18 protein-coding genes and 1 tRNA gene are annotated in these 13,918 nt (G+C 70.4%); 8 read left to right on the top strand and 11 right to left on the bottom strand.

Translation table 11 applies throughout. From position 1 onward, the window contains the following. Positions 1 to 195: 195 nt before the first annotated feature. Positions 196 to 1,101, top strand: a complete 906-nt coding sequence (locus DKG75_RS11345; protein WP_109921239.1) for a LysR substrate-binding domain-containing protein — start codon at positions 196 to 198, stop codon at positions 1,099 to 1,101. A gap of 109 nt (positions 1,102 to 1,210) precedes the next feature. Here DKG75_RS11345 and DKG75_RS11340 read toward each other — a convergent pair. Together DKG75_RS11340 and DKG75_RS11335 are read right to left on the bottom strand one after the other, a co-directional pair. Then, positions 1,211 to 1,287, bottom strand: a tRNA-Pro gene (locus DKG75_RS11340). A gap of 61 nt (positions 1,288 to 1,348) precedes the next feature. Beyond that, positions 1,349 to 2,392 (bottom strand): polyprenyl synthetase family protein, encoded by a 1,044-nt coding sequence (locus DKG75_RS11335; RefSeq protein WP_425086496.1) that lies wholly within the window; start codon positions 2,390 to 2,392, stop codon positions 1,349 to 1,351. A gap of 125 nt (positions 2,393 to 2,517) precedes the next feature. On the opposite strand from DKG75_RS11335, the gene DKG75_RS11330 reads away from it, so the two are divergent. Further along, positions 2,518 to 2,760: a putative signal transducing protein gene (locus DKG75_RS11330; RefSeq protein WP_109921237.1), complete on the top strand. Its 243-nt coding sequence runs from the start codon at positions 2,518 to 2,520 to the stop codon at positions 2,758 to 2,760. After that, a complete protein-coding gene (locus DKG75_RS11325) occupies positions 2,757 to 3,479 on the top strand; it encodes a tRNA1(Val) (adenine(37)-N6)-methyltransferase (protein WP_109921236.1) in 723 nt (240 codons plus the stop codon). Before DKG75_RS11330 ends, DKG75_RS11325 begins: the two co-directional genes overlap by 4 nt. Here the strand turns inward: DKG75_RS11325 and DKG75_RS11320 are convergent. Next, the gene (locus DKG75_RS11320; protein WP_109921235.1) at positions 3,472 to 3,972 is read right to left on the bottom strand and encodes a GNAT family N-acetyltransferase; all 501 of its coding nucleotides are present in this window, start codon (positions 3,970 to 3,972) and stop codon (positions 3,472 to 3,474) included. The two genes, DKG75_RS11325 and DKG75_RS11320, sit on opposite strands and share 8 nt — an antisense overlap. Before the next feature lie 10 nt (positions 3,973 to 3,982). Then, positions 3,983 to 4,174: a DUF1127 domain-containing protein gene (locus DKG75_RS11315; RefSeq protein WP_109921234.1), complete on the bottom strand. Its 192-nt coding sequence runs from the start codon at positions 4,172 to 4,174 to the stop codon at positions 3,983 to 3,985. Positions 4,175 to 4,324: 150 nt separating this feature from the next. Between DKG75_RS11315 and DKG75_RS11310 the strand changes: the two genes are divergently transcribed. The 3 genes from DKG75_RS11310 to DKG75_RS11300 are packed head-to-tail and all read left to right on the top strand — an operon-like array spanning position 4,325 to position 6,346. Further along, positions 4,325 to 5,224, top strand: a complete 900-nt coding sequence (locus tag DKG75_RS11310) for a LysR family transcriptional regulator (protein WP_109921233.1) — start codon at positions 4,325 to 4,327, stop codon at positions 5,222 to 5,224. 35 nt (positions 5,225 to 5,259) lie between these two features. Continuing rightward, on the top strand, positions 5,260 to 6,108 hold the full coding sequence (locus DKG75_RS11305) for a S49 family peptidase (protein WP_109921232.1): 849 nt from the start codon (positions 5,260 to 5,262) through the stop codon (positions 6,106 to 6,108). 10 nt (positions 6,109 to 6,118) lie between these two features. Continuing rightward, positions 6,119 to 6,346, top strand: a complete 228-nt coding sequence (locus tag DKG75_RS11300; RefSeq protein ID WP_109921231.1) for a hypothetical protein — start codon at positions 6,119 to 6,121, stop codon at positions 6,344 to 6,346. Here DKG75_RS11300 and DKG75_RS11295 read toward each other — a convergent pair. The 6 genes from DKG75_RS11295 to DKG75_RS11270 form a co-directional block, all read right to left on the bottom strand. Further along, positions 6,343 to 7,569: a class I SAM-dependent RNA methyltransferase gene (locus DKG75_RS11295; protein ID WP_109921230.1), complete on the bottom strand. Its 1,227-nt coding sequence runs from the start codon at positions 7,567 to 7,569 to the stop codon at positions 6,343 to 6,345. The two genes, DKG75_RS11300 and DKG75_RS11295, sit on opposite strands and share 4 nt — an antisense overlap. Continuing rightward, positions 7,562 to 8,302: a TlyA family RNA methyltransferase gene (locus DKG75_RS11290; RefSeq protein ID WP_109921229.1), complete on the bottom strand. Its 741-nt coding sequence runs from the start codon at positions 8,300 to 8,302 to the stop codon at positions 7,562 to 7,564. The genes DKG75_RS11295 and DKG75_RS11290 overlap by 8 nt, the downstream gene beginning before the upstream one ends. Continuing rightward, positions 8,299 to 9,729, bottom strand: coding sequence for an MATE family efflux transporter (locus DKG75_RS11285; RefSeq protein WP_109921228.1), 1,431 nt, complete (start codon positions 9,727 to 9,729; stop codon positions 8,299 to 8,301). Before DKG75_RS11285 ends, DKG75_RS11290 begins: the two co-directional genes overlap by 4 nt. Positions 9,730 to 9,876: 147 nt before the next feature. Next, entirely contained in the window at positions 9,877 to 10,236 is a 360-nt protein-coding gene (locus tag DKG75_RS11280; protein WP_109921227.1) for a type II toxin-antitoxin system PemK/MazF family toxin, read from the bottom strand. Beyond that, the gene (locus tag DKG75_RS11275; protein WP_109921226.1) at positions 10,233 to 10,457 is read right to left on the bottom strand and encodes an antitoxin MazE family protein; all 225 of its coding nucleotides are present in this window, start codon (positions 10,455 to 10,457) and stop codon (positions 10,233 to 10,235) included. The genes DKG75_RS11280 and DKG75_RS11275 overlap by 4 nt, the downstream gene beginning before the upstream one ends. Before the next feature lie 162 nt (positions 10,458 to 10,619). Then, positions 10,620 to 11,075, bottom strand: coding sequence for a DUF6508 domain-containing protein (locus tag DKG75_RS11270; RefSeq protein WP_109921225.1), 456 nt, complete (start codon positions 11,073 to 11,075; stop codon positions 10,620 to 10,622). A gap of 277 nt (positions 11,076 to 11,352) precedes the next feature. On the opposite strand from DKG75_RS11270, the gene DKG75_RS11265 reads away from it, so the two are divergent. Beyond that, a complete protein-coding gene (locus tag DKG75_RS11265) occupies positions 11,353 to 11,598 on the top strand; it encodes a helix-turn-helix domain-containing protein (protein ID WP_243746574.1) in 246 nt (81 codons plus the stop codon). Between the two features lie 29 nt (positions 11,599 to 11,627). After that, positions 11,628 to 13,055, top strand: a complete 1,428-nt coding sequence (locus tag DKG75_RS11260; RefSeq protein WP_109921223.1) for an MFS transporter — start codon at positions 11,628 to 11,630, stop codon at positions 13,053 to 13,055. Here the strand turns inward: DKG75_RS11260 and DKG75_RS11255 are convergent. Next, complete coding sequence (locus DKG75_RS11255; protein WP_109921222.1) at positions 13,006 to 13,908, bottom strand: sterol desaturase family protein; 903 nt, start codon at positions 13,906 to 13,908, stop codon at positions 13,006 to 13,008. The genes DKG75_RS11260 and DKG75_RS11255 overlap by 50 nt on opposite strands. Between the last annotated feature and the right edge of the window lie 10 nt (positions 13,909 to 13,918).

Genomic DNA, 13,918 nt, shown 5'->3' with positions numbered 1-13,918 from the left:
GGCGTCAAAACCGGTCCTGCGCGGGTGGCCAGTCGCGGGAAAACAGCAGGAGGCCGAGCAGGCTGGCGAAGGTCTGGTAGATGAAGTGGAACATGGTGTCCTCCGGTCTCTGGATGGCGCCATGGTGGGCGGGGCGGGCGTCGCGGACAAACGCCGTCCCGTTGCGTGCAGGATCACAAAAAGTTAGCCTTGGCCATGGCTCGGACCCTGCCACCCCTCAATGCGATGCGCGCCTTCGAGGCCGCCGCCCGCCACGAATCCTTCGCCCGTGCGGCGGCGGAACTGCATGTCGCGCCGGCCGCGGTCAGCCGCCACGTCCGGGATTTCGAGATCTGGCTGGGCCATGCCCTGTTCGAGCGCCATCCCCGGGGCCTGCGCCTGACCGCCGCGGGCCGGCGCCTGGGCGCCGCCCTCACCCCCCTGCTCGACGGGCTGGCGGCGGCGGTCGAGGCGGAGCGGCCCCGCGCCGGCCGGGTGACGGTGACGGTGGAGCCGGTCTTCGCCCATCGCTGGCTGCTGCGCCGCCTGGGCGATTTCCGCGCCCTGCATCCCGAGATCGACCTGGTGCTGGAGCCGACCGACCGCCTGGTCGATTTCACCGAAGGCACGGTCGATCTCGGCATCCGCTATGGTCGCGGGCCCTGGCCGGGGGTCGAGGCCGAACTGCTGGTCGCGGTCGAGATCTATCCGGTGGCGAGCCCGGCCCTGGCCGCGCGCCTGCCGCCGGAACCCACGATGGCGGACCTGCGGGCCTTCACCCTGCTGCATGAGGACGGCGAATTGTGGGCGCGCTGGCAGCGCGCGACCGAGGGCGACGGCGCGCCGCCCCCCGCCGGCCTGATGCTGCACGACACCCATCTGGCGATCGAGGCGGCGGCGCTCGGCCAGGGCATCGCGCTCGGCGATTCGATTCTCGATCTCGACGACCGGCGCAGCGGCCGGCTGGTGCGCCTGACCCGGCGCGCGGTCGGCGATCATGCCTATTGGCTGGTCAGCGCGGCTCGGCGGCGCCTGCCCGCGCCCGCCCGGCTGTTCCGCGATTGGCTGCGCGGCGTGATCGACGCGGCGGTGGCCGAGTCGGGCGGCCTGCCGATTCGTTGATCTGAATTCTTTGATCTGAAGAAGAGGGGCGCGGCGCGGCGGGCCCGCTTGACGTGGGCCCGCCCCAGTGCCGCGGCGGTGACCGGGACTCAACCGCCAGTTTCCCGGTTGGTCGGAGTGAGAGGATTCGAACCTCCGGCCCCTAGCTCCCGAAGCTAGTGCTCTACCAGGCTGAGCTACACTCCGACCGGGAGGCCGGCCTTGTAGCACCGCGCCCCGCAGGGTTCAAGCCCGACGTTGAAAAATCTCAATAGGCCCGCTCGATGCAGAAATCGATGATGCCTTCGAGGGCGCGGCGATAGTCGTTGTCGGGGAAGCGGGCGAGTGCCTTCCGCGCCTTCTCGCCATAGAGCCGGGCCCGTTCGACGGTTTCCGCCAGGGTGCCGTATTTGGCCAGAAGGGCCAGGGCGGCGGCGAGGTCGCCCTCGTGCTGGTCGCGCTGCTCCAGGCAGCGGCGCCAGAACGCCTGTTCCGCCGAATCGCCCCGGGCATAGGCCAGGATGACCGGCAGGGTGATCTTGCCCTCGCGGAAATCGTCGCCCACGGTCTTGCCCAGGGTCGCCTCGTCGGCCTGATAGTCGAGCACGTCGTCGATCAGCTGGAAGACGATGCCGAGATCGCGGCCATAGCCGTGCAGCACCGCCTCGTCCGCCGCGTCGCGGCCGGCGACCACGGCGCCGACCCGGGTGGCGGCGGCGAAGAGGGCGGCGGTCTTGGCCGCGATCACCCGGAGATAATTGTCCTCGGTGGTGCCCAGGTTGTTGGCGGTGGTCAATTGCATGACCTCGCCCTCGGCGATGATGGCCGAGGCTTCCGACAGGATCGACAGCACGGCCAGCGACCCGTCCTGGGTCATCAGCTGGAACGAGCGGCTGAACAGGAAGTCGCCGACCAGCACGCTCGCCTGGTTGCCCCAGACGATATTGGCGGTGGCCCGGCCCCGGCGCAGCGCCGATTCGTCGACCACGTCGTCATGCAGCAGGGTGGCGGTATGGATGAATTCGACGCAGGCGGCGAGGCGGATATGGCGTTCGCCCTCATAGCCGCACAATCGGGCGGCGGCGATCAGCAGCACCGGGCGCAGGCGCTTGCCGCCGGAGGCGATGATATGGCCGGCCAGTTCCGGGATCAGGGGGACATCGGAAACCATGCGGGTGCGGATTTCCGTATCGACCTTGGCGAAATCGGCCCCGACCAGCGCCAGAAGGGTGTCGAGCGCATTGGCGGCGGGAACGGCGCCGCCCTGGCCGTCCTTGTTCCGCCCGCCATCGAGTGATACGACCGCTGCCAAACCGCTGCTCCCGCCCGATAAAATGCAGGCGCAGCATAGGTGCCCGGTCCAAGCACGGTCAACCGGGCTCATCGCCGCAAGACGGGCAGGGCCGCCTGCGGCTGTCGGGAAAGGTGGGGGACAGGGTGCAGGAACTGATCCGGACCAATGATCTCGTGCTGATCTCCTATGTCGAAAGCCTGCTGCGCGCGGCCGGCTTCGCCGCCGTCGTGCTCGACGGGCACAGCAGCGCGGTGGACGGGTCGCTGGGCCTCCTGCCGCGCCGGATCATGGTCGACAGCGAGGATGCGCCCGCCGCCCGCCGCCTGCTGGCCGAGGCCGGTCTCGGCCACGAATTGCGCCCGGCCCCACGAGTGGGACCCCGATGAGCGTAACGACGACCGACGATTTCCTCGGCGGCCGCATCCGCCTGCTGCAACCGGCCGACGGCTATCGTGCCGGGCTGGACGCCGTCTTCCTGGCCGCCTTTGTCGATGCGCCCACGGGCGGCCGGGTGCTGGACCTCGGCTGCGGCACCGGGGCGGCCGCGCTGTGCCTGGCCGCGCGGCGGCCGGACCTGCATCTGACCGGCCTCGACGCCGATCCCCGCGCCCTCGGGCTTGCCCGGCAGAGTGTCGCCCTGAACGGCCTCGACGGCCGGGTGGCGCTGGTCGGGGCGCGGGTGGAGGACGGCTTGCCGCGCCAGGCCTTCGACGCGGTGATGACCAATCCGCCCTATCTGGTCCCGGGCCAGGGCACCCGCCCGGCCGACAGCCGCGCCGCCGCCCATATGGAAGGCGGCGCCGATCTCGGCCTCTGGCTGGACGAGGCGATCAAGGCGCTGCGCCCCAAGGGCCGGCTGCATATCGTGCACCGGGCCGACCGCCTGCCGGAGATCCTGCGCCTGATCGAGCCGCGCCTCGGCGCCATCGTCATCCATCCGCTATGGCCCCGGGCCGGGGAAGCGGCGCGCCGGGTGCTGGTCGCCGCCAGCCTGGACCGGCGCAGCCCGGCCGTGCTGCATCCGGGCACGGTGCTGCACGAGGCGGACGGCGGCTTCACCCCCGCCGCCCAGGCGGTGCTGCGCGACGGCGCCGGCCTCAGTTGAGGCGCTTGTAGAACAGCAGCGTATCGGTCAGCCCGCCCCGCGGCTTCAGGGCGAAATCCGGGATGCGGCCGCAGGGGATATAGCCGCATTTTTCATAAAGGCCGGCCGCACCCCCCGCCGCCGCCGTGTCGAGGGTGAGAAGCCAGCGCCCGCGGCGCCGCGCCTCCCCCTCCGCCGCCGCGATCAGGGCGGTGGCCAGGCCCTGGCCCCGGGCCGCGGGCGCCGTCATCATCTTGGCCAGTTCGGCGCGATGCGGCTGGTTCGGCCAGGGGCAGAGGTCGAGGGTCAGGGTCGCCCGCAGGCGGCCGTCGATCCGGGCGCCGAGAATCACCCGGGCAGGGCGGGCGAAGCTCTGTTCCCAGAAGGCCCGGGCATCCCCGGGCGCCAGCGGGTGCATGAAGCCGACCGAGCCGCCAGCCGCGACCGTCGCCGCCAGCAGCCCGGCCAGGGCCTCCAGCGTCTCCGGGTCGGCGGTCAGGGGCACGATCTCCATGACTTCGAGCCTAGCGGCCGCGCACCAGGGCGGCAATGTCGCGCCGGGCGATGCCGAGATCGCGCAACTGGTGATCGTCCAGCCCGCGCAGATGGCGGATCGCCCCCCGGGTCTCGAAATAGCGCCGGAGCGCACCGATCGCCCGCAGGACCAGCGCGGGATGGGCAGGGCGGGATGCAAGGCCGAGGCTCGACGACGACATGACTCCTCCTCCGGACGGAAAACCCGTCCGCCGGTTGAAACGGCGAAGATTAAAAAGACTGCCCGGCAGCGCCGGCACGGTCAGAGGACCATGGCCGGTGAAATTTAACAATTTTATTGTTTTCATTGAAATCATAGTCAAAATTTATGGATGCGGGATCTCAGCCTCGACCAGTTGCGCAGCTTCCTGACCATCGTCGATCTCGGCGGTTTTTCCGCCGCCGCGCGCCATCTGAACCTCAGCCAGCCGGCGGTGAGCGTGCAGATCCGCGAGCTTGAAAGCCGCCTCGGCCTTCGCCTGCTGGAACGCCTGGGCAAGCGCGCCTTTCCGACCGCGGCCGGGCTCGAACTGGCCGATCATGCCCGTGCCCTGCTGGCGGCGGGGGAGGCGGCGCTGGCGGCCATGCGCCGGCACCGGGACGGTTTCCTCGGCAAGGTGCGCATCGGCACCGGGCGCGCCACCCTCACCTATCTGCTGCCGCCGGTGCTGCGTGCCCTGCGCGACCAGCACCCGAATATCGACGTCTCGGTGCTGACCGGCACCACCTTGCAGATGATCGAGGATATCGCCGCCAACCGCATCGACATCGGCGTGGTCACCCTGCCCGCCCGCCATCCGGGGATCGAGGTGACGCCGATCGACGAACGGGAACTGGTGGCGATCGTGCCTGTCGAGGCCGGGGAGCCGCCGCCGCCGCACCTCGGCCCCGGGGACCTGGCGGGGCGGCCCCTGGTGCTGGAAGACCTGCATTCCAACCTGACCACCCTGGCGCTGGACTGGCTGGCGGCCGGTGGGGTGCGGCCCGACCCGGTGCTGACCTACGACAGCCTGGAGGCGGTGAAGGCGATCGTCGGTACCGGCCTTGGCTATTCCATCCTCCAGGCCGAGGCGGCGGTGGGCGGGGTCGCCGCCGACCGGCTGCATGTCCGCCCGCTGGTCCCGCGCCTGACCCGGCGGCTGGCGCTGGCACAGCGCCGGGACAAGCCGGCGGACCGCGCTTTCGCCATCGTTCGCGAGGCCCTGCTCGGTTTGGCCGCGGTTAAGCCTTGAGCGCGGGCCCCGGGCGCCCCATCTTTGCTGCCATCATGTCCGTGCTCGATCCCCTTCGCCGCTTCCTGCCGCCCGCCCTCGGCGGCCGGCGCCCGCCCATCGTCACCGTGCTGCGCCTCGACGGGGTGATCGGCGCCATGGGGGGCCTGCGCGCCGGCCTCACCATCGCCGGCACCGCCGCCCTGATCGAGAAGGCTTTCGCGGCAAAGCCCCTGAGCGCGGTCGCCCTGGTGATCAATTCGCCCGGCGGGGCGGCGGCCCAATCGGCCCTGATCCACGACCGCATCCGCGCCCTGGCGGATGAAAAGAAAGTCCCGGTCTTCGCCTTCTGCGAGGATGTGGCGGCCAGCGGCGGCTATATGCTGGCGCTGGCGGCGGACCGGATCTATGCCCACCCCATGTCCATCGTCGGTTCCATCGGCGTGATTTCCGGCGGTTTCGGCTTCGACAAGGCGATCGGCAAGCTCGGGATCGAACGCCGGGTCTATACCGCCGGGGTGAACAAGCACCGGCTCGACCCCTTCCTGCCCGAAAGCGCCGAGGACGTCACCCGCCTGAAGCAATTGCAGGCGACCATCCACGCCGATTTCAAGGCCATGGTCGCGGCCCGGCGCGGCGCCCGGCTGGCGGCGGGCGAGGACGAGCTTTTCAACGGCGACGTCTGGACCGGGCGGCAGGCGGTCGAACTGGGCCTGATCGACGGCGTCGGCGACATCCGCTCGAAGCTGCGCGCGGAATTCGGGCCCAAGGTCCGGCTGGTGCCCATCGCCCAGCGCCGCCGCCTGTTCCCCTTCGGCCCCCGGCTGGCCGGGCGGCACGGCCTGGCCGGCGCAGCCCTGGCCGGGCTCGAGGAACGCGGGCTCTGGTCCCGCTTCGGCCTGTAGGGGGCGCGCGATGCTCGGGCTTCTGGTCAAGGCCTTCGCCATCCTGCTGGCGCTCGGGCTGCTCTACGTCACGGTGAAGCGTGCCGTGCTCGGCAGCCGCAAGCCCGGCGACCGGGTAGAGCCGGCCTCGCCGCCCCCACCCCCGAAGATCGAGGCGGACGATCTCGTCCGCTGCCCGGCCTGCGGCACCTATAATCCGGCGGACGCCCCCTGTGCCACACCCGACTGCCGGGGTTAGCGGGTCAGCACCGTCACCAGTTCGACGTGGGACGACCAGGCGAACTGGTCGACCGGCTGGACCGGGCCCAGGGTAAAGCCGGCCTCCGCCAGGATGCGGGCGTCGCGGGCGAAACTGGCCGGGTTGCAGGATACCGCCACGATGCGCCGCACCTCGGAGGCCGCCAGGGTCCGGCACTGGGCTTCCGCCCCGTCGCGCGGCGGGTCGATGACGACGACATCGTCGGCAGTGAATTCCACCGCCTCGACCGGCCGGCGATAGAGATCGCGGCGCGCCGCCGTCACCGGCTTCAGGCCCCGCGCCTGGCGCAGCGCCCGTTCCAGCGCCGCGACCGCCGGGGCGTCGCCCTCGAAGGCGGCGACTGGCAGGTGCCGCGCCAGGGCCAGGGCGAAAGTGCCGCAGCCGGCGAACAGATCGACCGCGCGGCGGTGGCCCTCGCCGAGGCGGGCGAGCACGGCGCCGACCAGGGCCGCCTCGCCGCTTTCGCTGGGTTGCAGGAAGCCGCCGGGGGCGGGCGTCACCGGCACGTCGCCCAGGCGAAGGCTGGGGGCATGGCGTTCCAGCACCACTTCGCCGTCCGCGGTGATGCGGGCGATATCGGCGCTTTGCGCGAAATCCGCAAGGTCGAGACGGGCATCGAGATCGAGGCGGATCTTGCCTTCCAGCACCAGGTCGGTGCCGCCGGGCAGCACGGTGACCATCGCCGTCTCGAACGGGATGCGCGCGGCCAGGGCGCGCAGCGGCGCGATCAGCCGGTTCAGGCCGGGCAGGATCGCGGGGCAGGTCTCGACATCGACCAGCCGGTGCTGGCGCCGTTCGCGAAAGCCGAACAGGATCCGCTTGCCGAGCCGCATGACCGAGAATTTGGCCCGCCGCCGGTCGCCCGCCGCCAGGGACAGGGTCGGCTCCACCACCGCATCGGCAAAGCCGCGATGGGCCAGGGCGGTGCGCACCAGCCCGCGCTTGAAATCGGCGATGGCCGGGGCGGCGAGATGCTGCAACTGGCAGCCGCCGCAGCGCCCGAACACGGTGCAGGCCGGCGCCACCCGCTCGGGCGCCGGCGCAAGCACGGCTTCGAGGGTCGCCGCCTTGCCCTCGATCGCGAGGCGGACCGTCTCGCCCGGCAGGGCGAAGGGAATATGCAGGATGCCGTGCGGCCCCTGGGCCTCGCCGTCGCCCTGGGCGCCCAGGCGGGTGATGGTGGTCTCGAAGGCTTCAGGCATCGCGGGCGGCCCCGATCAGGAATTCGACATTGCCCTCGGGGCCCTTGATCGGGCTTTCGGCGAGCCCGAGCACGCGCCAGCCGGGCAGGCCGGCGACCCAGGCGGAAATCCGCTCGCAGACTTCCTGGTGCAATTCCGGCTCGCGCACCACGCCGCCCTTGCCGACCCGGCCCTTGCCGACCTCGAACTGGGGCTTGATCAGGGCGACCAGCCGGGCGCCGGGCCGGGTCAGGGCCAGCGCCGCGGGCAGGACGATTTCGAGGCCGATGAAACTGGCGTCGCAGACGACGAGATCGACCGCCTCCGGGATCAGGGCGGCGTCGAGGTGGCGGGCGTTGGTCCGCTCCATCACCACCACCCGGGGATCGTTGCGCAGCTTCCAGGCCAATTGGCCGTGGCCGACATCGACGGCATAGACCCGGGCGGCGCCCCGGCTCAGCAGCACGTCGGTAAAGCCCCCGGTCGAGGCGCCGACATCGACGGCGACCAGCCCCGCGGCATCGACGGCGAATTCGGCCAGGCCCTTTTCGAGCTTCAGCCCCCCGCGCGAGACCCAGGGGTGGGGCTGGCCCTTGACCTCGATCTCGATGTCGTCGGCGACCTTGTCGCCCGCCTTGTCTAGGCGGCGGGTGCCGGAAAAGACCTGGCCGGCCATGATCACGGCCTGGGCCCGGGTCCGGCTTTCGGCCAGCCCGCGGTCGACCAGCAATTGGTCGAGACGGACCTTGGTCATGCCCCGACCCCCAGCAGCTGGCGATAGGCGGCAAGATGCCGGCGGCGGGCGAAGCGATGGACCAGCAGCAGGGCGAAGGCGCCGATGGCGACGACGAAGCTCCACCACACCCCGATGCCGCCGAGGCCGAGCGGGAAGGCCAGCAGCCACGACAGGCCGACCCCGATCAGCCAATAGCAGAGCACGGCATAAAGCATGGGCACCCGGGTATCGCGCAGGCCCCGCAGCAGGTTGACGGCGACGACCTGGGCCGCGTCCACCACCTGGAACAGGCCCGCCAGCATGATGAAGCCGCCGGCGATCGCCAGGACCTCGCGGTTGGCGGGCGAGGTGACGTCGGGCAGGAACAGGCCGGCCAGATCGGCCCGCCACACCACCATGGCGATCGCGGTCAGGCCCATGAAGCCGCAGCCGAGCGCCAGCGCGGTCCAGCCGGTGCGGGCGATCGCCGCCTCGTCGCGGGCGCCGGCGGCGAGGCCGATCCGGATGCTGCCCGCCTGCCCGATGCCGAGTGCGACCATGAAGGTGGTCGAGGCGACCTGGATCGCGATCTGGTGGGCGGCCAGCACCAGCGGCCCGATCAGGCCCATGAATTGCGCCGCGACCGAGAACAGCATGACCTCGAAGGCGATGGTCAGGCCGATGGGCGCGCCGATGCGGAAGATCTGGCCGAAGCGCGGCCAGTCCGCCCGCCAGAACCGCCCCAGCAGATGGAAGCGCCGGAACCGCCGGTCGAAGCGGAGGTAGAGCGCCAAGGCCCCCAGGGCCAGCAGTCCCGACAGGCTGGAGCCGAGCCCGGCCCCGACGACGCCGAGCGCCGGCAGCCCCAGGTGGCCGAAGATCAGGACATAGATGAAGACGCCGTTGAGCGGCACCTGCAGCAGGGCGATCGTCAGCGCCGCCCGCTGCCGGCCATAGGTGGCGGTGAAATTGCGCAGCAGCGCGAACCACGTGCCGGTCACCAGCACGGGCGAGACGGCGCGGATATAATCGACGGTGGCATCGGCCAGCGCCGGCTCCTGCCCGATCAGGCGCAGCACCGGGCCGAAATTCCACAGGACGGCGAGAACCGGCACGCAGGCGAGCGCGGTTGCCCAGAAGGCCTGGCGGATGGTGCGCCGCACCTCGCGGATGTGGCGGGTCTTGGCCCCGACGGCATAGGCCATCAGCGGCACCGCGCCCTGGGCAAGGCCGATCAGGAACAGCATGGGCACCATGATCACGGAAAAGCCCAGCGCCGCCGCCGCCAGCGCCTCCGGCCCGACGCGGCCCAGCATGATCGTGTCCGTGGTCAGCATGGCGACGCCCGCCAGTTGCGACAGGGCCAGCGGCAGGCCGGTGGCAAGCAGCGCCCGCACCTCGCCGGCGATGCCCGGCGCACGGCCGGCGGCAGCGCCCGTCTTCACCCAAACCTCTGTCGCGGCCATTCCCGCCTCCCTTCGGAACAGCGGCGCACTATGACCGTGCCGGGCGATCAGGAAAAGTGCCGCGAGGGCAGCCCTGCCCTGCGCCTATTCCGCCGGGCCCGCCTATCGGCCGAGGTCACGGAACAGGCCTTGAGGATCGTGGGCGCGTCATGGCTGCTTTCCTCTTCCGGCCCTCGGCGTCACCGCCATGCCGAGGAATACGGTCATGGCCTGATTGAGCCGCGCCATGTCCTCGTCGTCGAGGCGTCCGACAGGCGCGCCCATCTTCGCCTTGGGGACGGTGGTGATCTTGTCCACCATCAGGCGGCATGTCGTGCGCAGGCCGTTGCGCTCGTTCGGCTCGACGACAAGGCGGAACAGTGGTGCGTCGGTCGGGTCGGACGTGAAGGCGCAAATGGTGATGGAGTCGGTGGCGTCGAAACTATCGTCTTGCACGATGACGGCAGGGCGCGGCTTGCCCGCGTAATCGTTCCCCCCGGAGACAGTCCAAACCTCGCCACGCCTCATTCATCGCCCCAATCAGACACGGCATCGATGAAGGCTTGATCGTCATGGGCATGGGTGCTGGCGGCGACCGCCTGTGACTGGCGGCGGGCCTGCTCCTGGAAAGAGGGCGAGCGCACGTCCGGCACCCAAATCTGGATCGGCCGCAGCCCTTGCGCCCGCAGCCGCGCGCGATGCTCCCGCACCTTCTCCCGGACCGGCTTCGACTTCGATGCCGCGACCATATTCGCACCTCCGCTTCAACGGTTACATGTAACCTATCGTGCACATATCCCGAACGCCAGATTTTTGTACGTGACGAGGAACCAAGGAACATCGTTTGGATGAGGGGGGCATGACGGTGATGCGCTGGGACTATGCGAAGCGACGTTCTCCGGGATTGGGGCTCACGGGGCCGACATCTCCCCTGCCAGCACGGCCGCGCGTTCCAGGATGCGCAGGATCCGTCCCGACTCGAATGCCTCCGACAGAAAGCCTTCGCTAAAGCGGTCCGCTTCGAAGCAGACGGTCAGCAAGTTTGCAAGCTGCTCCGGCGTGGCGCTGCGGATCGCCGTTTCGTCCTCCCACAATGACTTCGCTTCCTCCGACGCGGCCCAGGCGAACCAGTCAAAGGCTTTCACCCAGCCATGCCCGGAGGCGGCCTCATAGAAGACACCGACGACCGGGGCGTAGCGATAAGGCGGCAATGTAACCGGGCCGGGTTTGGTCTGGTTGTAGTCGGCCCATCCTCCGGCCTTGAAGTCGGCTTGCCGAAAGGTGGGCAGAAAATCCGCCAGGGCTCGAAGGTCTGTCGCCAGGTGGCGGACACCCTCGGCGCCGACACGCTCCCAGTCCGTTGCCATAGAGTCCGCTCCCTATGTTTCTCCCATAGTGGCCGGTGGCACTGCATCCTGCCCCTCATAGGTGACGCCGCCGAAGCGCGTCACCCAGAATAATTCGCCAAGGATCAGGGGGCCGGCAGGATCATGCCTCGGGTTCCTCATGCAAAGCCGGGAAATCGGCCCATGCGACTTCAGGGGATATTATAACAGATAATGCCCTCTTAGATTTATAGGACTATAGTCCGTGGTTTAATGGGCCGCAATAGGCCGCACTGTCCCCATGAGGGCAAACGCGACCGTGGCCCGGAATCTGCGCCGCTTGCGGCTGCTGAAGGGCGTTTCTCAGGAAAATCTGGCCATGGATGCCGGAATAGACCGGACTTATGTCAGCCGGCTCGAACGGGAGATGGAAAATCCCACCGTTGCCGTCCTCGAAACGCTGGCCGTCGCCTTGGAGATCGGGATCGGCGAATTCTTCGAGACCGTCGATCCCGATGCCCCGCCGCCGGCACAATTGCCGCGGGGCAGGCGAAAGGCCCGTTGAATCAATCGTCACGATCAGGCGAGGCGCCCATGACCCCTGCGATCCCGGCGGAAGACAGTTGGGCCGCGATCCTGCGGCAGCGGCATTTTCCCGCCTTCGCCTTGCTCTGCCTCGGGGTCTGGCTTCATGCGGCGGACACGATGCTGACCGCGACGGCGATTCCGGCCGTGGTCGCCGATATCGGCGGCGGCGCCTATATCGCCTGGACTTTGGCGGTCTATGTCCTCGCCTCCATCGTCGCCGGGGCGGGGGCCGGGCTGGCGGCGCGGCGCTATTCGATGCGGGCGGCGCTTTCGGCCGCGGCCGGGCTTTACGGCCTCGGCTGCGCGATCAGCGCCCTGGCGCCGGACATGGCCGTGATGCTGGCGGGCCGGGCCTGCCAGGGGTTCGGCGGCGGCGCCATCGTCGCCCTGACCTATGTCGCCCTGACCGGGCTGTTCCCGGCCGCGCAATGGCCGAAGCTCTATGCCTGTATTTCGGCGATCTGGGGCGTCGCCTCCCTGTGCGGGCCGCTGATCGGCGGCGCCTTCGTCGAGGCGGGGTCGTGGCGCGGGGCCTTCTGGGCCTTCGCCGGCCAGGGCTTGCTGCTGATGGCCGCCTTCCTGCTGCGCCTGCCCGGGCAGGCCGGAACTGGGGCCGAGGCGGCGGGGCCGCTGCCGTTCGGCCGGCTCGGCATCGTTGCCCTCGGCGTGCTCGGCATCGCCGCGGCGGGGGTGATCGCGGCGCCGCTGGCGGCGCTGGCCGCGGGCGGCGGCGGGCTTGCGCTCCTTGGGGTTGCGGTTGGGCTGGACCGGCGGGCGCCGGTCGCGGTGCTGCCCCGGGCGACCTTCCGGGCCGGGCCGGTCGGCGCCGGCTATCTGACCATCGCCATGCTGTCGCTGGCGACCATGCCCTTCACCGTCTACGGCCCGATCCTGCTCGACCTGATCCATGGCACCAGGCCGCTCGTGGTCGGCTATGTCATCGCCGCCGAATCCCTGGCCTGGACCGCGACGGCCATCGCCGTCTCGGGCTGCCGGGGCCGGGCCGAGCGGCGCGCCATCCTGGCCGGGGCCGTCGTCATCACCATCGGCATCGCCGGCCTCGGCTGGGGCGTGCCCTTCGGGGGGATCGGGGCGGCGGCGTTTTTCGCCGTGCTCCAGGGCGGGGGTGCCGGGCTTGCCTGGTCCTTCGTGACCCGGCGCATCGTCCAGGCGGCCGGGCCGGGGGAACAGGGCATCGCCGCCGCCGCGGTGCCGACCGTGCAATTGCTCGGCTATGCCCTGGGCGCGGCCGGGGCGGGGATCGTCGCCAATAGTTTCGGCCTCGGCGCGCGGCCGACGGCGGCAACCGCGCTGGCCGCCGGGCCCTTCGTATTCTGGCTGTTCCTGCCTTTGGCGCTGGTCGGGGCGGCGGCGGCGCGGCGCCTCATTCGGCAGGATCCGGCAGCGCCCGGCGCCGCCACCGCGCGCGAATGACGTCGGACGTGGCGCCGGTGCCGTCCGCGCGCCAGCCGGGCGGGCCGAACAGGGCCATGCACCGGGCGCGCCAGGTCCGCGCCGCGCGCAGGTCGCGCCAGATCCCGACCCATTCGTGAAAGCCGATCACCAGCGGATTGAAACTGCCCAGGTTCCTGACGATGCCGTAACGCGGCGGGTCGTCCGCCGCTTCCGGCTCGAAGGTGCCGAACAGCCGGTCCCAGACGATCAGGATGCCGGCGTAATTGCGGTCGAGATAGCGGGGGTTGGTGGCGTGGTGGACCCGGTGGTGCGAGGGCGTGTTGAACAGCGCCTCGAACCAGCGCGGCAGGCGCCCCACCGCCTCGGTATGGATCCAGAACTGATAGGCCAGCGAAACGCCATGGGCGAGCGCGATCGCTTCGATAGGGATGCCGAGCACGGGCATCAGGGCATAGGGCGCCCAGGACATGGCCAGGAACCCGCTCCACGGCTGGCGCAGCGCCGTGGTCAGATTATAGTGCAGCGAGGAATGATGGGTGACATGGGCCGCCCACCACAGGCGCCATTCGTGGCTCAGCCGGTGGCTCCAGTAGAAGCAGAAATCCTGCACCACGAGGACGAGGGGAAAGGCGACCAGCGTGCCCGCCGCCCAGTCGACCAGCCGGTGCTGGTAGAGAAAGCCGAACAGGGGATAGAGCAGCAGCGCGATCAGGGCGCCGTCGACCAGATTGCCCAGGCCCATGGCCAGGCTGGCCGCGCTGTCACGCCCTTCGTAGGCAACACCGCCGCGCCATTTCATCCAGGCGATCTCGGCCAGGATCAGGACGGTGAAGCCGGGCACGGCGAATTGCAGCAGATGCAGGAGTTCCATTGCCCCCTCC

It is taken from the genome of Zavarzinia compransoris (assembly GCF_003173055.1).
Classification (GTDB): Bacteria; Pseudomonadota; Alphaproteobacteria; order Zavarziniales; family Zavarziniaceae; genus Zavarzinia; species Zavarzinia compransoris.
This window is presented reverse-complemented; position numbering and strand designations above follow the sequence as displayed.